The following is a 24839-nucleotide window of genomic DNA, read 5'->3' on the forward strand; positions in this document are numbered from 1 at the left end:
TTGGGTTCGGGGCACCGTTTAGTCACCTGCCAAGCAGAGAGGCGCTTGGGCGACACGCATCTACCCCCTCAGTTGCACGCGCGTATGCATTCCGATCAAACACAAACGAATTATGGCTCGTCTGTTTCAATTAGCCTTGTTTTTTGATGTGCTAATACACGGGCGGGATCGCTAGCTTTCGAAGCGGCCATTTAATGCTTGGGCGCCAAAAAAGGGGAACAATATGAACCAATATCGCTTGCAACGAAATCGCGCTTCCGAGCTTCCCGCTCCAGCGGGGAGATCCTCTAACGCGCCGCGGGCTTTGCTTTACGGGGCAGGGGTCAACGAGATCACCGGCCTCTTGCAGGCATCGGTGATAGGGCGCCTTTGGAACCCATTTTTGCAGGTCTGTAGCCTTTAAACGGCGTCGCGCGTCTCTACGCGGTCAACCGACGCACGTCTAGGCTGCTTCGTATCAGGGGGCGATCGAACGGAATTTTAAGCTGTTAAGGGAGAGAAGAATGGATAAGTGGCCACTCAGCCGTCGCTCGGCTTTGAAGGCAATGCTGGCGTTCTCGACAGTACCTTGGGTCATGAACGTAAGAGCATTCGCCGCATCGTCATGCGACGATCACATCGTGCGCATGAGCGCAACCGTTGCCCCCGACACGATGAACCCCTTTGCCACATGGAGCTCGTTCTGGCCGCTGGCCTTCACCTATGACCCCCTGGTCGGCGTGGACGCCCAGCGCCACGGGGATCGGAAAGGATTTGCCAAAGAGTGGTCCGTTGCCGACGACAACCTTACCTGGACGTTCAAGATCTGGCCTGGCATGAAGTGGTCAGACGGCCAACCTGCCACCGCAAGGGACGCCGCATTCACTTATAACTATCTGCGCGGTTCCATGGGCAAGCCCGACGAGCTGAGCATCGGCTGGAACAATACTGGCGGCCTGGAGCAAGTCGCATCCATTTCAGCCCTCGACGATGAGACTTTGCAAATCGTGACCAAGGCTCCTACCCGTTGGCCAGTAGACAACTTTAATATGATAGTCCCAGAGCACATTTGGAAGGACATCAGCTATGCGGATGCGCGCGCCAACTTCCGCAATTCCTCGCCGCTGGTGGGCACGGGGCCTATGATCGTCTCGGAGTTTCAACAGGGGCAGTTCGCCCGCCTCATGCCGAACAAGTACTTCCGGGCGGGGCCGCCTGCGGCGGCCGGCATGGTCTTCCACTTCTTCGATACGGCCGATCCGATCGCGCAGAGTCTGAAGAGCGGAGACATCGATTATGGTGTGTACCTGACGGCCGCCCAATGGGCCGACCTCTCGCAGGATCCCGCCATCGTGGTCGGTCAACAGCGCACAGAGCAACGCATTTTCCTGGCCTTCAACACCGCGTCCGGAAATGGGGCCGGCAGCTCCAAGGCGCTGCAGGATCCGGCGTTTCGCGATGCGATCGGCTACGCGATCGACCAGAAGGCCATGGTGGATCGGGCCTTCCGCGGGCACGCCGATCCTGGCATTGGTCTGGCGATGCCGGTGGCGACCGAATACTATTCGGACTTGAGCGACATCAGGCGTCACTTCGATCTCGCCGAGGCTAATCGTCGCCTCGATGCTGCCGGCTATCGGGACATCAACGGCGACGGCGTTCGGGAGGACAAGGACGGAAACCGCTTCCAGCTCGAGCTGATTACCGGGTCAGGTGGGAACTCGGTCGGGATACCGCCTTCGGCTGTCCAGCTCGTCGTTGGCTGGCTCGGACAAATTGGCATTCCCGTGTCGGTCAACCAGTTCGACTCCGGTGCGCTCGCCGCCCACACCGCGGCGCCGGCGAAGGGTGGCGGGGCTTGGGATCTGCTCGTCGGTTCGACTTGGGTGTCAGCCTCGCCCCAAGATATACTCGGCGTGGGTAGCAGCAACCTCATTGGCTCCCCGAACAACACATCGTACTGGAAAAATGACAAATTCGACAAGCTTCTGTCCGAGATCAATGTCACCCTTGACCCCAAAAAGAGCCGGGAGCTGGTCGATCAAGCGGTTCGTCTTATCTACACCGAAGCGCCCTATATTGTTCTTTGTTATCCCTTCGTCCTCGACGCCCATCGGAAAGACTGTTTCAAGGGTTGGGGAACGGAGGACGCCTTATCCATGTGGAGCTACTTCCCACTCGATCGTCTGGGCCCGGTCTAAAATTGTCCTGATGGAAAGCGAGACGAGATGAGCCGGCGCCTTGGGCGGATCCTTCTCAGGGCGGTCGTGACGCTTCTGATGGTAGCGATCCTGAATTTCATCTTGTTCAGGGTCATTCCTGGCGACCCTGCAGCACTTCTGCTTGGCGGGGCGCGCACCAGCGTCACCGCTGAGCAGATGGAGGCGCAGCGCCAGAACTGGGGCCTCGATCGGCCGCTGTTTCCAGACCAGATGGTCGACTACTTGTCGGCAACTCTCCATGGCGATTTCGGCTACAGCTTCAAATTCAGGGGCAGGCATGTCGCTGATCTGATCTTGGAGCGCTTGCCGGCCACCATTGCCCTTGTCGGTCTGGCCCAATTCATCGCCATCCTATGCGGTGTCATGCTTGGCCTTTATGCCGGTTGGCGTAGAGGAGGAGCCGTCGACCATATCGCTACGGGAGCTTCCCTGGCGCTCTATTCCACGCCGTCTTTCTGGCTCGGCATGATCCTGGTTGTGATCTTCAGCACGGCGTTGGGTTGGTTTCCGGGCTACGGTGCACATTCGCCTGGCGCTATCAGCGGCTCCCTTAATGGGTTGCTCGATTACTTGCGGCATCTCGCGCTTCCGGTCACGGCGGTGGCCCTTGGACTAATCGGCCAATACGTCGTGGTCGCTCGTGCTGCGATGAGCGACGTTGTCACCGAGGACTACATGGTCACCGCCCGGGCCAAGGGACTCTCCAGTGGTCAGATGTTGATACGTCATGCATTTCGCAATGCCATGCTGCCGGTCGTAACGCTGATTACTCTCAATATTGGCTACGTGGTTGCCGGTGCTATCACCGTCGAAGCCGTGTTCGCCTGGCCAGGGATCGGCGGACTGACGGTGGACGCGCTTAATGCGCGGGACTACCCAGTCCTTCAAGGCATATTCCTGTTGCTTGGTGCGTCGATCGTTGTTGCGAACCTCGTCGCTGATCTTGCCTACGGCCTTCTTGATCCGCGAGTCCGACAATGAGCGAAAGTATCACTCAATACTCTCCGCGAACCCGGGCGCGGGCCGTCAAAGATTTTCTGCGCCAATTTCTTGGCTATGGTGGGGCTCGGCTTGGCCTGTTTTGTCTGGTGTTCTTCCTTGTGGTGGCGTCGGTGCCCAATATCCTCGTGGGACCGCTTGAGACCGTAGCCACCGCGACTGGTGACTTCCTCGCGCCGCCATCAAGCCAGCATCTGCTGGGGACAGACGAAGTCGGGCGGGACGTGCTTAATCTGGTCGGCCATGGTGCCAGGATCTCGCTTACGATCGCGCTGCTGGCGACCGTGATTAGCCTTATTGTCGGGGCTACGGTCGGAATGACCGCAGGTTACTTTGGCGGTTGGGTCGACGTCTGGCTGATGCGCTTGACCGATTTCTTTTTCGTAGTTCCGTCCTTCGTGCTGGCGCTGGTTATCACACCCGTGCTTGTAGAGGTGATGGGGCGGGGCGGCGAAATCGTCGGGTTCCGTCCTTCTATTTTTGTAATCATTGTCGTTATCGGCATGACAAGCTGGGCGTTCGTGGCACGCATCGTTCGCAGCCAGACACTGTCGCTTAAGGAGCGAACATTCGTTGATCGCGCGCGCGTTGCGGGCAGTAGCAACCTTAGCATCATGGTGCGGCACATCCTCCCCAATCTCGTGCCGCAAATCGCAGCCAATGGTGCTCTGGTCGTCGCAGGCGCAATTTATGTTGAGACATCGCTTTCGTTCCTGGGGCTTGGCGATCCGTTGCAACCTTCATGGGGAACTTTGCTTTCGCTCGCGCAGCGCGCCGGTGCGGCTAGTGCTGGAGCCTGGTGGTATCTCGGCGCCCCCGGGATTTGCGCGCTCACGGTTTCGCTTAGCTTCGTCCTGATTGGCAATGCCCTCGATGACACCTTCAATCCACGCCGCAGGGTGATTCCATGACAAGCCCCTCCCAGGACAGGGTATCGCTGCTTCTGGAAGTCGACAGTCTCGCTGTCGACTATGGGCTCAAGGGCGTTTCATTGCGAGCGATCGACAATGTGACCTTTGCGCTCCGCGCCGGCGAAGCCGTAGCGCTGGTCGGTGAATCAGGCAGTGGCAAGACCACGACCGCAATGGCGATCGCCGGTCTGCTTTCTCCCAACGCACGGGTCAGCAAGGGCGAGGTGCGCTATCGCGGAAAGCGACTGCCGATCGACGACGGCGCTGCGATGCGGCCGCATCGCTGGAGCCAAACGTCCGTGGTCTTCCAGGGCGCAATGAATGCGCTCAATCCCGTTCACCGCGTCATGAAGCAGATCGCCGAGCCATGTATCCTGAAGCTCGGCATGTCGCGCGGCGCGGCGATCGCGAGGGCAAGAGAACTGCTCGAACTCGTCGGCATCCCGGCCGATCGCGGTTCCGCCTATCCTCACGAATTGTCGGGCGGAATGCGACAAAGGGTGATGATCGCCATGGCGCTCGCGTGTCGCCCCTCAATCATCATCGGTGACGAGCCGACGACAGCCCTGGATGTTATTACACAGGCTCAAATCCTCAAATTGCTGGGTGACTTGCGATCCCGGCTTAACCTTGCCCTCATTTTGATCACCCACGATCTTTCTGTTGTTAGCGAGACCTGTGATCGCGTGATGATCATGTACGCGGGTCGGATCGTCGAGGATGGCACGGTCGCCGAGATCTTCGCCGAGCCCAAGCACCCCTACACCCGACTGCTGATCGACTCGATCCCGAACCCGGCGAACGGCAAGAAGATCATTCGGCCAATACCCGGTGATCCCCCCAACTTGATGAATCGGCCGGCGGGCTGCGCCTTCCACCCGCGTTGCCCGTCGGCCATGGCGGTTTGCGCGACCGAAGTCCCCAGCCTCGATAAGTTAGAGAGGGGACGCGTGGCCTGTCACCTCCACCGGTCCTCGCAAGAAGACAAGGTTGCAGTCCATGCCTGATACCGCCGACATCCTGCGTCTGGAGAACCTGCAGGTCCACTTCCCGATCCAAGGCGGACTGTTCGACCGTGTCTTGGGCCGACCTGCCGGCGCTGTGCGCGCGGTGGACGGGATCGATCTCACCGTCGGGCGCGGCGAGATCGTCGCCCTGGTGGGGGAATCGGGAAGTGGCAAGACGACGGTGGGCCGCGTGATCACCAAGCTTGCCCAGCCTACAGGCGGTAGGCTGCTGTTCGAAGGCCGCGACATAACATCGGTTCAAGGCCTCTCGGCTTTACGTCCTTACCGGCATCGCGTGCAAATGATCTTTCAGGATGCTTATCAGGCGCTCAATCCGCGACACACCGTGTTCGATATCGTGGCGGAGCCGCTCCGTTCACTGCGGCTGGTCGAGAATAGCAAACAACTCGCGGAGCGGGTGGGCGAAGCTCTTGCATCCGCCGGCCTCAATCCTCCCAATGATTTCTTCGCCCGCTTCCCACATGAACTATCCGGCGGGCAGCGCCAGCGGGTTGTGATCGCCGGAGCTCTTGCAGTTAGGCCGGAGCTCATCGTCGCCGACGAGCCTGTGTCGATGCTCGATGTCTCGATACGCGCCCAGATTCTTCAGGTCCTGATTGGCTTGCGCGACAAACACAACATGGCGCTGCTGTTCATAACGCATGACCTGCCGCTCGCGTGGTTGATCGCCGACCGGATTGCCGTTTTATATCTCGGACGATTGGTGGAGATTGGCAGCGCCGACGAGATCACATTCAACCCCCGCCATCCGTATACCGTCGCCTTGCGCAACGCCACCCCGCAGATTGGGGGGAACGCAGGTCGCGCCGAGCTTCCGGCCCTGCAAGGCGAGGTTCCAAGCGCCGCTCGTGTGCCGAAGGGCTGTCGGTTTCATCCGCGTTGCCCACTCGCCTTCGACCGCTGCAAGGAGGAGGAGCCGCCGGCCATCGAAGTGGGACCGCAGCACATGTCCGCCTGCTGGCTGGCGAAGTGAAACCCGGCCTGGCGCTGCTTTGGCCATCGCATCGTTTGGGGCTTTCGGTGCCGGCTGATCACGGACAGAGCGGGAAGTTTATTTGAGCATGTCGAAGGTTTGCGAGTTCAAGTGAACTTGTACCTCGCCTTTCAATCGTGGCCGAATCTGGAAGTTTCAGGGTGTTTTCTACGCGGCGCGATGTTGCGTCGCGCGGCTGCTCGAAGAAGAGGGCGCGTGTTTCTGTTCGAGCAAGCTCTGGATGATACTCAAGATCGCGCGGCATATCGCTGACAGCGACAAGATGCGGGTTTCACAAAGTTCGGGACACAGATTTCAGTAAGTCGCGGCCAAGGATTTCAGTAAGTACGGGACATCCGTTTCAGTAAGTCGCGGACAAGCTGATGACGGGTTTAGAGATCGATTTTCGTAAGCGCCAATCTGGCATTTTGCCCTCGCATTTTAAGCGAGGACATAATGCCGAGACGGAAGCAAGCGAGACATACGAGCGTGAAGGACATCCGATCGATATTGCGGCTGACGTTTGAGCAGGAGCTTCCTGTGCGCGCCGTTTCGGACCCTGGCGCACCAAGCAACCGACCGGCCTGGTCTCGAACCAGGCCGCCTCGGGAACGGAACCGACGATGAGCAAGCGCAGGACGGGCTTGCGCTTCACGACATCGGTGGTGCAGCCGCAACTTCTCGTTCCCGTTCAGCCTCGAGGGCGTTGGCGACGAGACGGTTGTGGGGATCGACTTTGGGCGAGTTCGGCGTCGTAACGCGTTCGTTCGATATGTTGACGACAGCGCGCTGACGGCACGCAATCGACAAGGCTACGAAATGAACTTCGTCTGAAATAGGCAGCGCAAGCAGGCGCGCAGCACACCGCACATCGCCTTGCCGCTATCAGCGAGTAAGGGCATGCTGCTCTCGATAGGGCGCATTCTGTCAAAATTGATCCTTTATTCTCTTCAGCCTCCCAAGACTAGGTCGGCGTACTCTTTCATTTGTCTTATGGAGCGAGACTTATTACCAGCAACGTGCTCGTCTAACTTTTCAAGACGCATTAAATGCCGGTGTCCGTCACAAAAGGAATGCCTGAACACCGGTATCGCATTTGCGGCGGAAATATAAGTGTGCCTGCTACCGTTCATAGAACCCATACATAGCTCAAGATTTAATATTAAACTCAAAGGCAAATGCGGCGCAGTAAACCAACCAAAGGCAGTGCTACCTAGTGAATAGGCAATAACTGCAATCCGATTTGGGTCGCGTCTTGTGCGATAATATTCAACAGGTTGAATAACATGAGGATGATGCCCCAATATTAGATCTACCCCAGCCTCGACCAAAGTGTGCGCGGTCTCAATTTGGCTTTGCCGAGGGAAGAATTCAAATTCCCAACCCCAGTGAAGCGAAGCAACCATGAAATCACAGCCCTGAGCCTTGCAGTCCGCAATTTGGCTTATGAGCAATTCGAGATCAGGCTCAACGTGCTTGGAATTAAGTTTGGCTACATGAATACGATGCTTATCATCAGGTAGCAGCTTAAATTTTCTAATGCCAAATGTTGCTGAAACGAAGCCTATTTTAATTCCCTTAGATACAAGTATGCTCGCCCTGCCGTATTCCTCCAAGTTTCGAGGCGTGCCTACATTCATTATTCCATTTTGCTCAAGCAGCCTTTGGGTGTTCTCCAGACCATCCAGACCGAGATCCAAGGCGTGATTGTTTGCCGTGTTGAGGACCGTAAAATATTTTCCCCTATGTTGAACCATGGCTAAATATTGGTCAGATGTAGAACATACCGTAAACGAACCTGTATCGGCAATAGCCTTCTTAACTACGTCTTCGTGGCCGACTACGGATTCATAGTTAGCAAATGATATTTCCTTGTCGAACAGTATGTCTCTTACATTTGAAAATAGGATATCTTTAGAATGTTCAATTCCTTCCGTTTGGATCAAATCACCCGCAGCCCCAAGTGTGAGCGCTGACTTAATTGCGAAGCCGCTGGGCAATTTAACAATAGACCTGTCCCGCCTGGCCAGGAATTCAGAAGCATTTTTTTCTGGTTTTGTGATCGGCCGCACGCTTTTGTACCACCAGTATACGTCATCAAAAAATTCAATTTCTGCAGCATCTGTGGCGGCGTCCGCATACGGACGATCCCAATAGTTAACGAGCAAAGCGCATTTTGCTGCTACCCCTATCAACGGCGATTCGGGTTTAAACGCGTCGAACATGCTAACGGGCAGGTGTCGTCGCATAACGCTCATTTTAGTCTCCATTCAGCCTCGCCATAGGGCAAGATTTTCTAATGTCGTAGAGCCAGATTTGTGCCAGCCAACGCCCATATTTGAGACCGCCTGATGCTAATCGCTCTAGGTCGGGGAGAATACAGGACAACCTTCTGACGCGATCTGCATTTTACCGATGGATAACTTTTTTGTTCCGAAAATTGATAGACTCTCCGAGTGTCGCGACACGGGACCCGCCGATGCCGACGGCAAGGCCCCAGGGCGCTTCGTCCAGACCGCGCTCAGGAAATTGACCGATGCCGGATGGTTCTTGGATCGTACCCATGAGCCTGCATTGGTTAGACTTGCCCAGGAAACCCGCAAATCGACGCGGTCCCTGAAAGATATCGGACCACAAAGCCTTTCGGAACGTCTATATCTGTTGTTATACACCAGATGCCGGCAGAGCATACTGGCAGTATAGCAGACACAAGTGTCGATATAGCAGCCGGCGCTGACGACGGGTGTTAAATGATATTACAATATATTGCAAAAATAAATAACACGGGGTTCACATAAATTACTTTGATCCCAGCGAAACATCGGATTATATGATCCCAACGGTTGATGCTCACGGTTGACGGCGGCGATGATGTGGTTGGGATCGGTCTTCCAGAGGAAGGTGGAGGCGCCGCCGCCCGTTCGCCCTCATCAGGCGAACAATTCGTTGTATCCGGTCATCTCAGCCGGCTGGCAGGTCATGAGGCTCATCGCCATCTCTCCGTGACCCTTTGTGTCTTGTCGATCGTGGCGGAAAATACCATCGTCTGAAATGGGTATTGACGCCGCCCCCGGCGCATTTGGAAACCCAGCCGTCGTGCATCCACTGCCCTATGATCGGCATCGTGCAAACTGTTAAGCAGGGCCAGAACGGGTATATATTTGACAAGCAGATCGAGGGCATGGATATGGGAAATTGCGGCAGCGTCGTTGAGGGATGGCAGGGATTAACTGACGACGAGGCGATAGACGCAGCGACCGAAAAGCATGGCAAGGACCTTGCGACGTCGGTCGCTTATTGCGCCTTCGAAGCGTCTGGCAACCGTAACGATCCGGAATACCGATTCTGGGTCGATCTGTTTCTGAAACTTTCAAAGAAAGATCATGTCGGGTGGGCTTAGCCAACGGACGACCCTGTCGGACGGGCGCGTATGACATTCAGAGTCTCCTGACCGAGGAGAGAGGCGGTACTGTAAAAACGTCGGGCCTTTATTCTGGGCCGTGAAGGTTGCCCAGCTGACAGGTATCCATCGAAATATGCTACGCAATCCCTCGTTGGAGCGCCTGCAGGGCGCATGAATGCCCGAGATGGTGAAGGTGATTTCGGCAGCGACGGAACTCACCGGCGATGTTGATAAGGCCATCTATTGGTATCGCACGAACCGATCGCCGATTATGGACATCGCACGGCGGCCATACTTGTCGCCGACGGCGAAGTCGAGACGGTTCTCGCGTTGGAATCCACAGGGTTGGGGTGCTATAACGAGGCTTTGGGGGAACAAACCTATCCCACATGCCTCAGCTTGGCATCTCGGATTCAGACAATTGCACCAATGTTCGGCCACGATCAACTCTTGCCTTAAGCCACCAGCGCTGGGAGGTGCAGCAGCAGATTGTTCCTATTCGCCAAGGGTCGGAAATGGCGTGATTGACCAATCGACCAAGTCGACCGCGCGCTGCAGTGTTGCCTGGGTCTGAGCATGGCTGGCTGAAGCGACGATGACATGTCCTATCCAGTCTCGGTAATCGCCTTTCCTGACGACCGGCGTCTTGGGTTTAACATACAATTCGACCTCAGCGACACCCGGTATGGCAGCCGCCCGGCTGTCGCCACCAATCCAATCGAGGGTGCCATCGCGATCAGCAACCAGGAATCGCGCGGCGGCAGTGTGCGAATGCCTCCTACACAAATCCCATGGGTCTCCGATGACGAGCTTGATGTGTTCGGTGATTAGATCGACACCGTAAGCCAGCCGAACCAGTTGGGGATCGGGCGTGCCAGCCATACGCGGATTGACTTCAATGACGACTGGGCCACCCCTCGTGCACCGGAATTCAATGTTCGTTGGCCCCCAGCCAAGGCCGAGAGTTCGCAAACAGCTCGACGAAACGTCGGCGATTCGGTTATGCTCCTCATCGGTCAGAAGGGCCGGATAGGTGAACTGACGAAAGACAAAATGCGGCGGAGGGCCGAAGTCGCCGGCGCCAATCCCAATAACCTCATTTCCCATTATGTCAGCGGCGTAGTAGGGGCCTTGTATGAATTCTTCGACCAGTATCCTCGGCGAAGAAGACCGCCATATGTGCTTGCCGCCCAACAGATAAGCCGTATGTTTGATTAACTCATCGACATTGTGGCACAATCGGACACCAATGCTGCCGATGCCTACGGCCGGCTTAAGTACAACCGGCAAGCCGATCTCCGCAGCACAGCTTTCTACGTCTGCCGCATTCACGGCCAAGCAATAAGCCGGTATTGCAATGCCGGCCTCCGCAAGGAGTTGACGTTGAGTGAATTTATCACAGCATCGTTCAATGGATGCAGGATTCGGTCCCGGCAGATCGAAATGCCGGCAAAGCTTGCCAACTGTCGCATAGAAAGACTCCGTGGCGGACGTAATGCCAGCAATGCCATAGGTCGCACGTAACCGGGAACATTCGCCGATCAGCGCATCGAGATTGTCTGTATCGGCACGGATTGCCTCAATTCCTTCCGCCGCAAGATAGTCGTACCGAACTGGATCAGCCGACAGGATAATTGGATGGAGGCCAAGACGCTGTGCTGCTTGGACGTATAGCAGCATATTACTTGCGCCTTCAACTAGGATGAGTGCTTTTCTTGCCATTTGCTGTTAACTCCGACGCTGCGCGCTGTGTTGTGGTCGAGGTAAAACGGCATCAGCTTTTTCAGCCCCTGCCTGCCTCAGATCTTGTACTGAACGTATCATTGTCAGTGATTTGCGGCCGCAAAGATTCTGTAAATTTATTTGAAGGATTTGTTGCGATGTTTTGGTCGCTGGCAGGCAGCGCTGGAGAGCCCATCGTCAGCCATGATATGAGGGGGCGGATGCCCAAGACTTGGGTCGGTCTCGATGCGGACTGACCACCAATGCGCTCGGGCTACCAGTTCGTCTGATCGCCAGCCTCGGCGGCGACGGTGGCGGATCTATTCGGCAGCCGGCCGCTTGGTGCGGCCTTGTCGGGCTGAACCCCTCTCGCGGTCGCATTCTGGTGGCCCGAACGGTCAAGATCCATGGTTCGGTCTAGCTAGTTTCCGTCCACAAACACTTCTTTTTGCGAGCATTTGCAATGGCTTGTTGGCCTTTGGTGTGCGTTGAGTGGTATGGACACGATCGAGGGCCGGCTATCGAGCAGAAAAGGGCGTTGTGGGCGCGATCGCGCGCACGCCACGAGGCCGGCTCTGGCCGCTGCTGCGCAATTCCGATGGGTCAGTGTCAGGTGGACTTGAGGCGCGTGAAGACGACGAGATTGTAAGCCACGACCGAGGACCAGACGTAGCTCTTGAAGTGATCAAGGCCGCGCCAGGTGCAGCAAACTCCGGCGTTGCTGTTCTTCCGACAGTCCGAAGCCCCGCCTCCCGGGCTCGTCGGAAGAAATGGCTTTCGGTAATGGAGCGGTAGCCTTTAAACAGCCGACTTTCCTTTTTCCTGGAGACGCCCAGCTTCCGTGGGCCCGACATCCTTCCGAAGAAATGGAACGCCGGCAAATCGTCCCTCATCCGCGCCGACGGTCTCGCCGTCTTCGTAAAACTCGATGACAGCATTGATGCGCGGATTGACTGCGTTATAAGCCTGCCTCGCTAACCGTGTTAGCTCCCCTGAAGTTACTTCCCCCGCTCTTACCAGAGAGGCCAAACCGGTAGCATCATAGTTGACGTATTCATTTAACCTCATCGCGGAGTTCCTTTCTTCTCTTGCCGCTGTTGGTGACATGCGGCGCGATCTTGAGTATCAGCCAGGGCTTATTCCAACAGAAACACCCGCCCTTCTTCTAGCAGCAGGGCGACGCAATATCGCGACGCGTTAGAGGACACTAAAACTTCCAGATTCGGCTACGATTGAGAGGCGAGGTGCAAGTTCACTTGAACGCGCCAACCTTGGACAAACTCAGATCAACTTCCCGCTCTCTCCCTGATTAGCCGATACCGAAAGCCCGAACTATGTGAATTCGATGGCCAAAGCAGCGCCAGGCCGGGCTCACTTCGCCAGCCAGCACGCGGACATGTGCTGCAGCCCGACTTCGACTAACGGCGGCTCCACTGATTTGCAGCGGTCAAAGGCGAGCGGGCGACACGGATGGAAACGGCAGCCCTTCCGGACACGGGTGGCGGTTGGAACCTCGCCCTGCAGGGCGGGCAGCTCGGCGCGACCTGCGTTGCCGCCAATCTGCGGGGTCGCGTCGCGTAGCGCGACGAAGTGGCAGGCAGTCGGAGCCGCCGCCATGCCGGCGGCTCGCGGCGCCATACTGGCGAATTGATGTCGATAACCTCGAGCTAGGTCCTGGTCCAGCCGTTCTATACCTGCGTAGAACCTTGTCATCGCCCGTTTCGAAAGAAGCGAAGCGCGTTGCCGCGCATGATTCTCTCGATCAAGTCACGAGTTTCTTCGAGTGCGATCCAGCCTTCAGCGACGAGTTGCGATAGCGCCTCCGCAATTCCACGGCGGGCGATGTAGGCGTGGCCATAGATTGGCTCGATAGATACATAATCACCCCCAAAGGTAAAGATTTTTTCAGATGGCACAGATACCAGAAATTCCTTCAGAAACCGAACACTCGCCACTGGATTAATTATCCACGCCCAGCACATATCGATCGTCACGTTCGGATAATGTTTGGCCAGTGCAATGAATTCATGCTCGTATGGGTATCCGATGTGCATTAGGACGAATCTTGTATCGGGAAAATCTTGAAGCAGACGGCACAGATCGGCGGCATTGCTGCGAGTGCGGGCGAGTTGCATCACGCCGTAGCCAGCCACATAGCCGGTGTGCAACTTGATTGGCAGATCGCACTCGCTGGCCTTGCCGACGCAATAGCGAAATAAATAATCTTGCATTGCCTTGAGGTCCTCAGGGCCGAGGGGATGCAAGGCGCCGACCTTATCCACATGGTGACGAAATAGTCTCGACGCATGCGCTTGGGTGACAGGCGCGAAATCAAGAGCACGCGAGTAGGCAATTTGAGATTTTACTGCCACGGCTCTGGGGCCGTATGTCGCGAAGTAGAAGTCGATAATCTCGAGCCACTCGTCAAGCGTCGTCGGCCGTTTTCCTGTTTCGGCCTCCACTCGCGCAAAGTCAGCAGCGCTGCAACGACCAAATTGGAGGATACTTAGATCCTGGCCGAGAAGCTCAGGCTGCTCTGTTTCCATAAATATGCGCTGCAGCGAATTCACATGGCACCCTTCAATGTTAGCACGACGCAGGATATTGGCGTAAAAGCCAGGCTGTACAGTCTCGCGGTATTTCTCGGCGATGCGAGGCAGGCTCTCTGCGGTTAGGTCTTCTTCACCGTAAAGACCCCGAAAGGTGTAGCGGAGAGCCTGGGCGTAACCGGTGTGGCGAATTCGCTCCCAGTAAGGAGCGATCAGCTGATATTTCGCGTCGCTTGATAGATCTGGTCCAAGGAACTTCCGCAATTCGGCTGGCTGCAGACCTGCGACAACCAAATCCTCGGCAGCGTAGGATCGAAACAGATAGGCCCAGTCGTCACACGGGAGGCAGCGCGGATCAAGCGTGCCGGAGACGCGCTGACTTTCTTCAATCAAATGCTCATGGGTGTCAAACAATGGCGTCTCTTCGACCCATTGTGCGATTTGTCGGTGGGGGTTAATCACTGTTCTACTACCTTAGTTGTAAATTCACAGCCGCAGCGCGGCTTGCTGTGAAGCGGAAGCTCACCCCCATCTACAACCAATCAGAGGGCGACAGCAACCAAGTCCGCCGCTGGTATCTAGCGCAGGCGTTGAGAATACGCGCGAGAATGTACTTTCCTGTTGGAACTTAACAGGTGAGATATTCTGGGGTGTCGAGACGTTGGTGCGCCAACACGATCGGCTTTTCTTAAGTTTACCTCAATAGTGCCTTAAACCGAGCGAGGTAGCTGATAAGACATATCATTTGACCACGTCCCAGATGGCTCCCCTTTTTCGAGGTGTTCATGAGCTCTTAAAATGGGGTGCCACATAGGCATCATGATGTCTATAGACGTATCATATATTCGCTCGGTTTATTCCGAAAAATGAGAAACTCAGGGCGTGCGTTACGGGCATTCGTACCGTTGAAAACACGAGAAGGGGATAAGATTGCACAACTTTGTCCGGCGCTCATGAAGACGAGCACCTCGGCAGCCGTCACCTCGGCCGGAAGGCCTCCTCGATCAAACGCGCGGGAACTGCAGTCTGGATAGCTGCGCGCTCGGCGCGCCGCTAGGCTGACCTGCCGGAGCGCGACGGCCCCCCAACGACGACCTACAACCGCTTCAACCGATAGTGCAAGGGGGGTGGGGCCTACGCAATCACAAAGGCTTACGACGGCCAGGTCCAGATGATTGGCACCTCCATTCGTGCGTATCCACTAACAGGGGGGCGATGGCAAAAAGGGGGATCGAGATCAATGTCTGGGTCGGTCCCGAGGCGGGCTCACCACCAAGATCCACGCGCTCGTCGATGCGCAAGGGCGACCGATCCGAGGTGTCGTGAGGCTCACCCGCCGACTGCCCGACATCGCCTCGGCTCCCGAAATGCTCGCCAGCCTTAGGGAAGGAGCGACGCTGCTTACGGACAAAGGATATGAAGCAGACGCGCTGCGGAGAGCCGCCTGCGCACGCAAGACCTGGGCCAACATACCTCCAAAAGCCAACCGCAAGGACCCGATCTGCTTCAGTCCTCACCTCTAGGCGCGCAATCTTGTGGCGCGTTTCTTCAACAAGATCAAGGAGTTCGGGCGTATCACCGCCCGCTATGACAGGCTCGCAGAGAACGATGTCGCCGCCCTCAAGCTTGTCGCATTCCGCACCCGGCTCCGCAATAATTAGGCTAATCGGCCGCATATTATTATCATATATCGGAATATACAGTCCTACTTTTCGATAAATATGTGGACACTCCCGAAAGGTCGTGCTTTCCTGACCGCGGTCTTTGGCGTCTCCTCAAAGCGCAGGGCGCCAAGACCTTGGGCCGCTAACAACAATCAAGGGGAGTTAAAGAAAATGCGTGTACCATCGACCATTGGCTATTTCTGCGCCGGGCTTTCTCTTGCATTCGCGGCGATGCCATCAGCCCGCGCCTCGGTACTTGATGATGTCAAGCAGCGCGGCGTGCTCAACTGCGGCACCCAAAACACGACCCCGGGCTTCGGCTATCTCAATCCCAAAACGGCAAAGTTGGAAGGATTAGATATTGATTTGTGTCGCGCCATGGCAGCCGCAGTTTTGGGCAGTCCGGACAAAATTAACTTCGTGATCCTCACCACCAAGAGCCGTTTTAACGCCGTGAAAACTGGCCAAGTTGACGTAGCGTTTGCGACCACGACCGTTTATCCGGTGCGTGAATCGGCTGTCGCAATCGATTTTCTACCGATCTATTTTTACGACACCGGTGGAATCATGGTGAAAGCGGCATCGGGCGTGAAGACGGTCAGCGATCTTTCCGGTGCAACGATTTGCACGACACAGGGGTCTGGTACTGAAGCCGCCTTGAGTAACCTGGTTAAGGCTCAGAAGCTGGAGAACACTAAGACTCTAACCTTCGATGGTGACGACAAACTATTTGCTGCTCTGGCCAGCGGCCGGTGCAATGCGATGGCAGGAGACAAAACCTCTCTGGCCGCCTGGCGCGGTAATTCACCGAATCCCGCCGACTACGAGATCCTGCCGGTATCGACGGGTAAAGGGCCATTTGCCGGCTTCGTAGCTGAAAACGACTCGCAATGGCGCAACCTATTGAGGTGGAGTATTTTCGCGTTATTTCAGGCGGAAGAGTGGGGTGTCACCACCGCTAACCTGGAGGAAATGGAAAAATCAGGCGATCCGGACATCCAAAAGTTCCTTGGCGTGAACGGTGGATTCGGCACGGACTTCCACGTGTCCAACAGTTTCGTGGCTGACATGATCAAGGCCGTCGGCAACTATGGCGAAATCTACGACCGCAACTTGGGTCCGAAGACACCTTATTACCTCCCCCGCGATCACACAGCCAATGCGCTCTGGCTGAACGGTGGTCTGTTATTCTCTCCGCTCTGGCTGTGATGTGACCTGTGGTCGAGACGGTAAATATGCCTGGTCATGCTACGGATCCTGATCCGATGGCAGATCTAACCCGGCGGCGGCTCATGCCGCCGCCTACTCGGCGGTACGCCGCTCGTGTGCGGCACACAGTCATCCATGCCGGCGTTTGTATCGGTAGCAATCGGGCTAGTTGTCCTTGGGGCTATTACAATCCAGCGGACCTTGGCAAGTCGAGGTATCGAATTCGGCTTCGGTTATCTTTCAAAAGCGTCGGGCTTTAATATAGCCGAGGGCCTCTCTCCCACTTGGAATGGATGGTGGCCAACCTTCGAAGGTGCGAGTTCTGCGTCGACGAACGCTGCGATGATGGCCGCAGGCCTTTTTAATTCTATCAAAGTGGCGCTTCTGGCCATTATCTTCAGCACAATTATTGGAGTCGGGTTTGGAGTTGCTCGTCTGTCGAGTAACTGGCTAATTCGCAACCTGGCCTTTACGATAGGCGAGTTCATTCGCAACACGCCGCTATTGATCCAACTTATGTTCTGGTATTTCGCGGTCATGCTCCGGATATCGCCGGTTACAGCTATCACGAATGTCCACAAGTGGTTCGTCGCAGGGCAATCCGGCGTGTTTCTGCCTCTGCCGCAACTATCAGAGAGTGTAGGGCCAGTGTCGGCCGCTTTGGTCGCGGTCGGAGCGATCCTCTTGGTCGCGGCTTGTCTGCGACGCTTCCCTGCGCGGCGGCGTTTGGCGCTATTGAGTGCCGGACTATGTGCTGTTGGTGCGAGCTACGCGACTGGCTTCCGCATCGATCTGGATTTGCCGGTACTCGGACGCTTCGGCGCGACGGGCGGTATTCAGCTTACGGCCGAGATGTCAGCCATCTTGCTTGCCATCGTGATAAACAGCGCAGCGTACATCGCGGAGATCGTCAGAGGTGCGATTGAAGGCTTGCCCAAAGGACAGTGGGAGGCGGCGGCGGCACTAGGTCTATCGCGGCGTGATACGATTCGAGATGTAATCCTCCCACAAGTATTTCGGATTATTCTTCCTTCGCTCGGCAACCGCTATATCAGTCTCACAAAGGATACGTCGATCGGTATAGCCATCGGCTTCCCGGACTTGTTCAATGTTAGTGGCACGGTGGCCAACCAAACGGGCCGCGATCTGGAGACGGTGTTGATCGTCATGGTGATGTATCTGCTGCTGAGCTGGGTGATCAGTGCCTTCATAAATACCTTGAATAGACGCATCCTGACGGGAGCGCGATAATGGCGACCAGTTTGCATAGATGGACTCGCCGTAATCTATTCTCGACCCCATTCGATTCGGTGCTATCGATACTGGTCCTCGGGCTATGCGCCTGGCTGGCAGCAACGTTGCTGCAATGGGTAATCTGGCGCGCGCACTGGCAGGGAATTTACGAGAGTCTGCGGTTGCTCCTGACCGGCTTGTACCCACCGGAGGAGATATGGCGTGCCTGGTTGACGCTGGCCATTCTGTGCACAGCGATCGGTGCCTTGCTACTGCCTCGGCTGCATCGGTTTGCTGCGGCCATCTGGCTGACTGCCTGCGGGGCCGCTGTATTTGTTCTGGCACCGCCCGGGCTCGACCGATGGGGCGGGCTTCTGCTCAGCATTATGCTGACGGTGGTCGTGTCAGCGGCGTCCCTGCCGCTCGGTATCTTACTCGCGTTGGGCCGCTCCAGCCGCAACCCGAGTCTGCGAGCCTGTTGTGCCGGATATATCGAGGTGATGCGGTCGGTGCCGTTGATACTCGTTGTCTATTGGATTTGGATCACAGTACCGCTGTTCATGCCGGAGGCCTCGATATCCTCTCTCGCGCGCGGTATGGTCGGGTTCACTATCTTCAATGCCGCTTATGTGGCCGAGTATGTACGCAGTGGTCTTCAAGCTGTGCCGCGCGGACAGCGGGAAGCAGCGCGCTCGCTCGGCATGTCGGACTGGACAGTTGCAATTGAGATAGTCCTGCCGCAGGCGATCCGGGTAGTGCAGCCGGCGCTGGTCAGCAACGTGCTCGACATCTTCAACGGCGCAACGCTTGTGTTTATCATCGGTCTAACGGACTTCCTGCGCGCCGGGCAGATGGTTCTGGCGGATCCGGCTGCGAGCAATCAGACAAGCGAAATCTACTTGTTCATGTTCGCTGTATACTTCGTTATCGGCTCGGCGATCACTTTCGGAGCGCGGCGAATTGAGACCCATATGCAGCGGAGTACACGTTGATGACAATACGGTCTGACGGTTCCAGTCCGGCGATGGTGGCCTTTGCCAACGTCAACAAATTTTTCGGAAAGTACCAGGCTTTGCGCGACGTGACGTTGTCGGTGGCGGCGGGTGAGGTGGTGGTGGTTATTGGCGCTAGCGGCTCCGGCAAGTCCACTCTGATCCGCTGCGTCAATGGCCTGGAAACGCATCAGACCGGTTCCTTGGTGGTTGACGGATTTTCGATGCCGACGACAGAGGACCTGCAATTCGGGGGCGAGAAGACGCTGCATCGAATCCGGCGCGGCGTGGGAATGGTTTTCCAGCAGTTTAACCTGTTTCCCCACAAGACGGTACTCGAGAACATTGCTCTTGCCCCGATGCGCGTCCGCCGCAAGTCGCGCGACGAGGCGGAGGCTGTCGCATGGGGTTTGCTCGACCGTGTCGGCCTGCGAGACCAGGGGCAAAAATACCCCGGCCAGCTGTCGGGCGGCCAGCAGCAGCGCGTGGCCATTGCACGTTCGCTCGCGATGGAGCCGCACGTTATGTTGTTCGATGAACCCACGTCGGCGCTCGATCCGGAATTGGTGGGTGAGGTGCTGGACGTCATGCGCGAACTCCGCACCGATGGCATGACAATGATGATTGTCACGCATGAAATGGGTTTTGCCCGCGAGGTAGCCGACCGCGTCATCTATATGGATCGCGGTGCCATCGTGGAGGCGGGACAGCCCGCGCAGATTTTTGACGCGCCGAGTAATGAACGTACCCGAACCTTTTTGTCTCGTGTGCTGAAGCACTAAAATCAAGAGCATAATGCGGCGATGCCAGCGCCGGGTGGGCGGATGTGGTTTCTAACGCCCTCCCGCTTGAAATAGATGCTCGCTGCCGCCCACTCACTTCTCCGAGCGCTGGCTCAAATGAAGCTAGTGCCGGTATTGCTCTCGATTATCGGAATAAATAAAGTCATAATTTGAATTTTTTGTGGACCTCAGTAAGCCGCCCGTGAATGATGACATAATTGCAAATTTCATACGGAGGACGCGTGTCAGGTAACTTCGATGTCTCCAACATCCGCCGCGAGTCCCCGGTAGCCAGTCCGATTATCTAGTTCGATCTCGGCTCCAGGCACCCCTGTCGCGGCTGATGAAGGAGAGGCGTTCGAAGCCTTTCTGTACGAGAGCTATCAGGCAGCTGGACCGAAGACTGTGTGGCTTGAGTACGTAGAAGCGACCCGCCCGAAAGTCGCGCAGCTATTCAATGCCGCGCCGGAGGAGATTGCCTTCACCAAGAATACGCCGGAAAATCATGAACATCGCAGTCAGGCGCTACCCTTCCGGTTTTCGGCCGCCTGACCGCAGGCTCGAACATAAGAAGCTAGATATTCAAGCTCAGCGCAAATTCCCAAGGGAGAACAAAATGGAGTCATACGCTGGAAAAATCCTTGTTCTTGCCACCGGGGGCTCAATAGCACAGACATCGCCAAAGGATCCGACCTTGCTTGGCGACGCTTTGGTTGGTGCCGTGCCGCAGCTCAGGGATATTGCCAACATCTCGGTGGAGCAGATCACTCAGGTATCAAGTCCCGACATCTCTATCGAGAATTGGCTGGAACTGGCACGCCGCATTAATGAGGCCCTGGCGGAAGATGACGTCCAAGGCGTGGTCGTTACGCATGGCACGGACACATTGGAAGAAACAGCATACTTGCTAAATCTTGTCGTCAAAAGTGACAAGCCGGTCATTGTGGTGGGAGCCATGCGCCGCCCCTATTCGCTGGGCGCGGACGGCCCCGCGAATCTTTACAATGCTGTCGCCATCGCTATTGACCCCGAGGCGAAGGGAAAGGGTGTGCTGGTGACCCTGAACGCTGAAATTCATTCAGCGCGTGATGTCACAAAGACCACTTTCAATTTGGACGCGTTCAAGGCGCCGGATTTTGGCCCCCTTGGCTACGTCAGGAATGGAAAACCGCATTTTTATCGTTCGCCGAAACGCAGGCACACAATAGCGAGCGAGTTCGACGCCAATGCTGAAAGCTTACCTCGTGTTGCAATCCTGTACAGTTACGTCGGCGTGACGCCTGATATACTCGAAGCCGTCGCGGCATCCGGCTACAGAGGTGTCGTTTGGGCCGGCACCGGCAACGGCAATCTTCCGAAGGTGATCCGGCCTGCAGCTAGCGAAGCTGTGAAGAGGGGATTGGTGTTTGTCCGCTCCTCGCGCGCCAACTCCGGCATTGTCGCGCGAAACGACGAGCTTGATGATGACGCACTGGGCTTCGTCACCGCTGACTCGCTCAATCCACAAAAAGCTCGCATCCTGCTGATGCTGGCGCTTACCCAAACCTGTGATCCAACGAAAATCCAGGAATTGTTTGACAGCCACTGATCTGACACTCGTCACCCTCCAGGCTCGAGGCGATATCACTTGGGAGGTCAACCATCTTGAGGTCAAAGGCACTGCGGCATTGGCCATTCCGCAGCGCACCATCTCGCCATCGAGCTGGGTGATCCGAAGCGGTTCAACTCTACATCGGCAGCGGATGTAACTGATTGCACTTCGAAGTAACCAAAAAGATATGGCAGGCATCGTCACGCTCAAGCCTTCCACCCATGAAAGGAAGATAATATGTCATTGGAGGAAAACCCAGACGTGGGGGTTAGCCACGGAGTGCCCCAGGAACTTGTCGAAAAGGTCTTAGGACACGCGGACGCCAATCTGAACGCTAGCCTTGATCGGCTTTTCCAATTCCTACGAATACCTTCTATTTCATGCGACGCATCGTACGCACCACAGTGTCGCCAGGCCGCTTCCTGGATTGCAGATGAGCTGTCAGGCATAGGCTTTGCGGCGTCCGTTAGATCCACTATCGGAAATCCGATAGTGGTTGCGCACAACAAGGAAGCGAACGGCCCACACGTCTTGTTCTACGGGCACTACGACGTTCAACCGGTGGAGCCTCTCGAGGCGTGGGATTCCGATCCGTTTGAGCCGAGCCTCAAGGAGCAGCCCGATGGCGAAACCCATATCGTTGCTCGTGGTGCATCGGACGATAAAGGGCAGCTTCTAACCTTCATTGAAGCGTGCCGCTCGTGGAAGGCGGTGACAGGACATCTACCGATAAATGTGTCCATGTTCTTCGAAGGAGAGGAAGAAAGCGGCAGTCCAAGTATGGAGACATTCTTGGACGAGGCCGGCGAGGAACTGACCGCTGACGTGATGCTGCTATGCGATACCTATCTTTGGAGAGATAAGGTCCCCGCAATCACCATAATGTTTCGAGGCATTTTGGAAGAAGAGATCGAAATAAGCTGTGCTAGCCGTGACTTGCATTCAGGTGCGTACGGCAACGCTGCACGCAACCCAATCCAAGTTCTCGCCGAGCTTATCGCCAGCCTGAGAGGCGCGAATGGTGAAGTAACAATCGATGGGTTCTACGACAATATACAGGAGCTAGACGAAGAAACGAGAGAAGCCATATTAAAACTTGATTTCGATACGGATGCATTTCTGCGGAATGCCGGGCTCTCCCAATCTGCCGGCGATACAGCTTATTCTGTGTTAGAGCAGATTTGGACGCGGCCTTCCTGCGAAATTAACGGAATTGCGGGCGGGCATTACGGAGATGGTTTCAAAACCATCATTCCGTCCACAGCTCTTGCGAAGATCTCCTTCAGGTTGGTCTCCGGTCAATGTCCGGAACGGATGCAGTCGAAGTTTCGTGATCACATTCGTGCCAGAACGCCTGCCGACTGCAAAGTGAAATTTACCAGTTTCGGTGGCAGCTCTGCATCCGTTATCTCGTCGAGAAGCGAATATCTTGCCCGTGCCCGTGCTGCTCTCAAACAGGAATGGAACTGTGAACCTGTACTGATTGGAAGTGGCGGATCAATTCCAGTTGTTGGAGTGGTCAAGAGTCGGCTGGGCCTGGATTCTCTGCCCATCGGCTTCGCCCGATCTGATAATCGGCACCACAGCCCGAACGAAAAGTACGATCAGTCCAGCTTCCACAAGGGAATTCGCTCGTGGATCCGGATCCTCGCTGAGTTATCTCGGAGTACCACCGGCCAGCCATCACTATTGGATGGGAATATTACGGGGACGGATCAGGCGTGACGGGCCAGTGAAACGATTGATGAGTCTGTGGACGTGGATATTCCCAAGAAGGCACGAACGGCGCTAGGTCGCAACCTCAATAGTTTCTCCGGGTGACAAGAACATGGAACGCAAAGCCTCAATTCATTTTCACCATCTTCCGCTGTTTCTGTCGAAACAGCATCCAGAGTTCTTGTCTATTTTCGAGGCGGTTAACGATCTTCCTATCGATGATACCCATTGCCACATCGTCACCGATCGAGATGCGTTCACGACCCCGCAGCGGTTCTTGGAACGAATGTCCTTGGCCGCTATGGACACACTTCCGGCATATTTTCCTGCTGGCATTTACGATCTATGGCTAAAAGGCAATGAACCTACACGGCATGATCTCAACAAGCAATTCGGTATTCAGAACAAGGTAGACGGCGTTATTGGCGACATCGCTCAAAGCATCTTTGTGAAATTTCTCGTGAAGGAGCTTGCGCAATTCTTGGGCTGTGAGCCGAAGCTGGAAGCGGTCATTGAAGCCAGGAACGAGCGTGGTAAAAACTACTGGGCCTATGTCAGCAGCCTTCTGCGAGACGTGAACTACGAAAACGTCATGGTGGACACGGGCTACGCGGAAGGTTGCGGCGCAGCAGAGATCGAACGCTATGAAGAAGGCATACTGCCCTGCCGTACGAACCGGCTTGCTCGAATAGAGATGATCCAAAAGGAGCTTTTTCCTCTCGATATCACATTCGATGAGTACGAGCAGCGATATATGGCGCGGCTACTGAACCTGCTAGACGGTAATGGGAATTACGGAAAGAAATCCTATGGGATGAAGTCCTATCTTCTTCCGTACATCGGACTTATCGAACCTCTATATGAAAGGGGGCCTGCCCAAGCGTCATGGCAGGCTCTAAGGGAATCGTTCCACAAGATTCCGAGCATGGACCGCCAGTCCGAGTACAATCTCTCGAAGGATCTCCGCCGTTACAATTTCACCCTTGCTCTCGAAGAATGCCTCAAGCGTGACATCCCGATGCAGATCCATACGGGTGACGGGGAAGCCCCGTCTGTAATACTTCGCAACCAGGATCCCTTTTACCTTGAGGAAGTTTGTCGATTTGACCGTGATAACGTAATGCGGATGCCCAAAATCATCCCGCTACATGCAGGTTATCCCTCAGTCGGAAAAGCCGCATGGCTCAGCCATCTGTATCCTAACTGCTACTTTGAACTATCGATCATGACGCCGTTCGTGCATCAGAGTCTGTTTCAGCGATACATGCAAGTGATGGAAGTCGTTCCTTTATCAAAGATATTATACGCAAGTGACGCATTTCATATTCCTGAGCTGTACTGGTTAAGCGGCCGCTGGGGTAAGCGATACCTCGCAAAGGCGCTCACCGAACATGTCGTTGGAGGAAGCCTTGGGTTTGAGGAGGCAATTGAGGCCGCCAAAATGATCCTGTATAAAAATAACAGGTCGCTATATAAACTGGATTAGCGCAGCCTGGGTATTTCGCTGGCCCTTAATAGTTGGCAGGAGAGCCAGCTACGAACACTGCCGGCCTTCTTGCGGTATTTCGAGACTAGATCAATCAGAAGCAGGGCATTACCGGTGGTGCGCGAATGTCTGAAGTGTGCGGATCGTTAGAGCAATACGCAGGTGGTTCGTGAGCCAGTTGTCGCGCATGTGAACTGCCAAACGTTCTCCACGGGGTTCAGTTCCGGTGAGCGCGGTGGCAGGAACAGCAGGGCGATGTTGCCCGGCACTTGAGTTAGGATAAGGACGGCATGCGCGCTGTCATCGACGGCCTGACTGATTTGATTTCGGCGAGGTGCCGCTGCATCGCACCAGGGCAAACACCTCCGAAAGCTAATGTG

General features: G+C 55.8%; 21 protein-coding genes and 3 pseudogenes. 19 read left to right on the forward strand and 5 right to left on the reverse strand.

Annotation, left to right across the window (positions count from 1 at the left end; genetic code table 11):
* The first annotated feature begins 503 nt into the window (after positions 1 to 503).
* The 5 genes from DBIPINDM_RS22690 to DBIPINDM_RS22710 are packed head-to-tail and all read left to right on the forward strand — an operon-like array spanning position 504 to position 6112.
* Positions 504 to 2180 carry an ABC transporter substrate-binding protein gene (locus DBIPINDM_RS22690; RefSeq protein WP_258581326.1) on the forward strand — a complete coding sequence of 559 codons (1677 nt, stop codon included), beginning with the start codon at positions 504 to 506 and terminating at the stop codon, positions 2178 to 2180.
* Positions 2181 to 2207: 27 nt separating this feature from the next.
* Positions 2208 to 3182 (forward strand): ABC transporter permease, encoded by a 975-nt coding sequence (locus DBIPINDM_RS22695; RefSeq protein WP_258581327.1) that lies wholly within the window; start codon positions 2208 to 2210, stop codon positions 3180 to 3182.
* Positions 3179 to 4111, forward strand: coding sequence for an ABC transporter permease (locus DBIPINDM_RS22700; protein ID WP_258581328.1), 933 nt, complete (start codon positions 3179 to 3181; stop codon positions 4109 to 4111). The genes DBIPINDM_RS22695 and DBIPINDM_RS22700 overlap by 4 nt, the downstream gene beginning before the upstream one ends.
* Entirely contained in the window at positions 4108 to 5118 is a 1011-nt protein-coding gene (locus DBIPINDM_RS22705) for an ABC transporter ATP-binding protein (RefSeq protein WP_258581329.1), read from the forward strand. Before DBIPINDM_RS22700 ends, DBIPINDM_RS22705 begins: the two co-directional genes overlap by 4 nt.
* A complete protein-coding gene (locus tag DBIPINDM_RS22710) occupies positions 5111 to 6112 on the forward strand; it encodes an ABC transporter ATP-binding protein (RefSeq protein WP_258581330.1) in 1002 nt (333 codons plus the stop codon). Before DBIPINDM_RS22705 ends, DBIPINDM_RS22710 begins: the two co-directional genes overlap by 8 nt.
* A 950-nt stretch (positions 6113 to 7062) precedes the next feature.
* On the opposite strand, the gene DBIPINDM_RS22715 is transcribed toward DBIPINDM_RS22710, so the two are convergent.
* Positions 7063 to 8370, reverse strand: a complete 1308-nt coding sequence (locus DBIPINDM_RS22715) for a CapA family protein (RefSeq protein WP_258581331.1) — start codon at positions 8368 to 8370, stop codon at positions 7063 to 7065.
* Positions 8371 to 8958: 588 nt separating this feature from the next.
* Between DBIPINDM_RS22715 and DBIPINDM_RS22720 the strand changes: the two genes are divergently transcribed.
* From DBIPINDM_RS22720 to DBIPINDM_RS22730, 3 genes and pseudogenes are all read left to right on the forward strand, one after another.
* Positions 8959 to 9162: a hypothetical protein gene (locus DBIPINDM_RS22720; protein WP_258581332.1), complete on the forward strand. Its 204-nt coding sequence runs from the start codon at positions 8959 to 8961 to the stop codon at positions 9160 to 9162.
* 62 nt (positions 9163 to 9224) lie between these two features.
* On the forward strand, positions 9225 to 9512 hold the full coding sequence (locus tag DBIPINDM_RS22725; RefSeq protein ID WP_318036889.1) for a hypothetical protein: 288 nt from the start codon (positions 9225 to 9227) through the stop codon (positions 9510 to 9512).
* A gap of 106 nt (positions 9513 to 9618) precedes the next feature.
* Positions 9619 to 9845: pseudogene (locus DBIPINDM_RS22730) on the forward strand (hypothetical protein); the annotation flags it as partial.
* Between the two features lie 165 nt (positions 9846 to 10010).
* On the opposite strand, the gene DBIPINDM_RS22735 reads toward DBIPINDM_RS22730, so the two are convergent.
* Positions 10011 to 11237: an ATP-grasp domain-containing protein gene (locus DBIPINDM_RS22735; RefSeq protein ID WP_258581333.1), complete on the reverse strand. Its 1227-nt coding sequence runs from the start codon at positions 11235 to 11237 to the stop codon at positions 10011 to 10013.
* Here DBIPINDM_RS22735 and DBIPINDM_RS22740 point away from each other — a divergent pair.
* Together DBIPINDM_RS22740 and DBIPINDM_RS43340 are read left to right on the forward strand one after the other, a co-directional pair.
* On the forward strand, positions 11231 to 11494 hold the full coding sequence (locus DBIPINDM_RS22740; RefSeq protein WP_258589480.1) for a hypothetical protein: 264 nt from the start codon (positions 11231 to 11233) through the stop codon (positions 11492 to 11494). The genes DBIPINDM_RS22735 and DBIPINDM_RS22740 overlap by 7 nt on opposite strands.
* 44 nt (positions 11495 to 11538) lie before the next feature.
* Positions 11539 to 11657: pseudogene (locus DBIPINDM_RS43340) on the forward strand (amidase family protein); the annotation flags it as partial.
* A 951-nt stretch (positions 11658 to 12608) separates the two neighbouring features.
* Here the strand turns inward: DBIPINDM_RS43340 and DBIPINDM_RS22750 are convergent.
* Entirely contained in the window at positions 12609 to 12950 is a 342-nt protein-coding gene (locus tag DBIPINDM_RS22750) for an oligopeptide/dipeptide ABC transporter ATP-binding protein (RefSeq protein ID WP_318036890.1), read from the reverse strand.
* Entirely contained in the window at positions 12947 to 14200 is a 1254-nt protein-coding gene (locus DBIPINDM_RS22755) for an amidohydrolase (RefSeq protein WP_258581336.1), read from the reverse strand. The genes DBIPINDM_RS22750 and DBIPINDM_RS22755 overlap by 4 nt, the downstream gene beginning before the upstream one ends.
* 863 nt (positions 14201 to 15063) lie before the next feature.
* On the opposite strand from DBIPINDM_RS22755, the gene DBIPINDM_RS43645 reads away from it, so the two are divergent.
* From DBIPINDM_RS43645 to DBIPINDM_RS22795, 9 genes are all read left to right on the forward strand, one after another.
* A complete protein-coding gene (locus DBIPINDM_RS43645) occupies positions 15064 to 15309 on the forward strand; it encodes a transposase (protein WP_416361787.1) in 246 nt (81 codons plus the stop codon).
* A 12-nt stretch (positions 15310 to 15321) separates the two neighbouring features.
* A complete protein-coding gene (locus DBIPINDM_RS22760) occupies positions 15322 to 15447 on the forward strand; it encodes a hypothetical protein (RefSeq protein WP_258581337.1) in 126 nt (41 codons plus the stop codon).
* A gap of 174 nt (positions 15448 to 15621) precedes the next feature.
* Complete coding sequence (locus DBIPINDM_RS22765; RefSeq protein WP_258581338.1) at positions 15622 to 16659, forward strand: transporter substrate-binding domain-containing protein; 1038 nt, start codon at positions 15622 to 15624, stop codon at positions 16657 to 16659.
* Between the two features lie 135 nt (positions 16660 to 16794).
* The gene (locus tag DBIPINDM_RS22770) at positions 16795 to 17910 is read left to right on the forward strand and encodes an ABC transporter permease subunit (protein WP_258581339.1); all 1116 of its coding nucleotides are present in this window, start codon (positions 16795 to 16797) and stop codon (positions 17908 to 17910) included.
* Positions 17910 to 18884 (forward strand): amino acid ABC transporter permease, encoded by a 975-nt coding sequence (locus DBIPINDM_RS22775; protein WP_258581340.1) that lies wholly within the window; start codon positions 17910 to 17912, stop codon positions 18882 to 18884. The genes DBIPINDM_RS22770 and DBIPINDM_RS22775 overlap by 1 nt, the downstream gene beginning before the upstream one ends.
* Positions 18884 to 19666 carry an amino acid ABC transporter ATP-binding protein gene (locus DBIPINDM_RS22780; RefSeq protein WP_318036891.1) on the forward strand — a complete coding sequence of 261 codons (783 nt, stop codon included), beginning with the start codon at positions 18884 to 18886 and terminating at the stop codon, positions 19664 to 19666. Before DBIPINDM_RS22775 ends, DBIPINDM_RS22780 begins: the two co-directional genes overlap by 1 nt.
* Positions 19667 to 20171: 505 nt before the next feature.
* Positions 20172 to 21254, forward strand: a complete 1083-nt coding sequence (locus DBIPINDM_RS22785; protein WP_258581341.1) for an asparaginase — start codon at positions 20172 to 20174, stop codon at positions 21252 to 21254.
* Positions 21255 to 21494: 240 nt separating this feature from the next.
* On the forward strand, positions 21495 to 22982 hold the full coding sequence (locus DBIPINDM_RS22790; RefSeq protein ID WP_258581342.1) for a M20/M25/M40 family metallo-hydrolase: 1488 nt from the start codon (positions 21495 to 21497) through the stop codon (positions 22980 to 22982).
* A 103-nt stretch (positions 22983 to 23085) separates the two neighbouring features.
* Positions 23086 to 24459, forward strand: coding sequence for an amidohydrolase family protein (locus tag DBIPINDM_RS22795; protein WP_258581343.1), 1374 nt, complete (start codon positions 23086 to 23088; stop codon positions 24457 to 24459).
* 165 nt (positions 24460 to 24624) lie between these two features.
* Here the strand turns inward: DBIPINDM_RS22795 and DBIPINDM_RS22800 are convergent.
* A pseudogene (locus tag DBIPINDM_RS22800) lies at positions 24625 to 24818 on the reverse strand (transposase); the annotation flags it as partial.
* Positions 24819 to 24839 lie beyond the last annotated feature (21 nt).

The organism is Mesorhizobium sp. AR02, from assembly GCF_024746835.1.
GTDB lineage: Bacteria > Pseudomonadota > Alphaproteobacteria > Rhizobiales > Rhizobiaceae > Mesorhizobium.

Bases quoted from the DNA above. Each gene is read 5' to 3' on its own strand.
- DBIPINDM_RS22735 (WP_258581333.1), bottom strand. From the start codon at position 11,237: ATGGCAAGAAAAGCACTCATCCTAGTTGAAGGCGCAAGTAATATGCTG.
- DBIPINDM_RS22765 (WP_258581338.1), top strand. From the start codon at position 15,622: ATGCGTGTACCATCGACCATTGGCTATTTCTGCGCCGGGCTTTCTCTT.
- DBIPINDM_RS22690 (WP_258581326.1), top strand. From the start codon at position 504: ATGGATAAGTGGCCACTCAGCCGTCGCTCGGCTTTGAAGGCAATGCTG.
- DBIPINDM_RS22700 (WP_258581328.1), top strand. From the start codon at position 3,179: ATGAGCGAAAGTATCACTCAATACTCTCCGCGAACCCGGGCGCGGGCC.
- DBIPINDM_RS22705 (WP_258581329.1), top strand. From the start codon at position 4,108: ATGACAAGCCCCTCCCAGGACAGGGTATCGCTGCTTCTGGAAGTCGAC.
- DBIPINDM_RS22725 (WP_318036889.1), top strand. From the start codon at position 9,225: ATGATCGGCATCGTGCAAACTGTTAAGCAGGGCCAGAACGGGTATATA.
- DBIPINDM_RS22715 (WP_258581331.1), bottom strand. From the start codon at position 8,370: ATGAGCGTTATGCGACGACACCTGCCCGTTAGCATGTTCGACGCGTTT.
- DBIPINDM_RS22695 (WP_258581327.1), top strand. From the start codon at position 2,208: ATGAGCCGGCGCCTTGGGCGGATCCTTCTCAGGGCGGTCGTGACGCTT.
- DBIPINDM_RS22790 (WP_258581342.1), top strand. From the start codon at position 21,495: ATGTCATTGGAGGAAAACCCAGACGTGGGGGTTAGCCACGGAGTGCCC.
- DBIPINDM_RS22750 (WP_318036890.1), bottom strand. From the start codon at position 12,950: ATGACAAGGTTCTACGCAGGTATAGAACGGCTGGACCAGGACCTAGCT.
- DBIPINDM_RS22770 (WP_258581339.1), top strand. From the start codon at position 16,795: ATGCCGGCGTTTGTATCGGTAGCAATCGGGCTAGTTGTCCTTGGGGCT.
- DBIPINDM_RS22795 (WP_258581343.1), top strand. From the start codon at position 23,086: ATGGAACGCAAAGCCTCAATTCATTTTCACCATCTTCCGCTGTTTCTG.
- DBIPINDM_RS22720 (WP_258581332.1), top strand. From the start codon at position 8,959: ATGCTCACGGTTGACGGCGGCGATGATGTGGTTGGGATCGGTCTTCCA.
- DBIPINDM_RS22775 (WP_258581340.1), top strand. From the start codon at position 17,910: ATGGCGACCAGTTTGCATAGATGGACTCGCCGTAATCTATTCTCGACC.
- DBIPINDM_RS22785 (WP_258581341.1), top strand. From the start codon at position 20,172: ATGAACATCGCAGTCAGGCGCTACCCTTCCGGTTTTCGGCCGCCTGAC.
- DBIPINDM_RS22710 (WP_258581330.1), top strand. From the start codon at position 5,111: ATGCCTGATACCGCCGACATCCTGCGTCTGGAGAACCTGCAGGTCCAC.
- DBIPINDM_RS22780 (WP_318036891.1), top strand. From the start codon at position 18,884: ATGACAATACGGTCTGACGGTTCCAGTCCGGCGATGGTGGCCTTTGCC.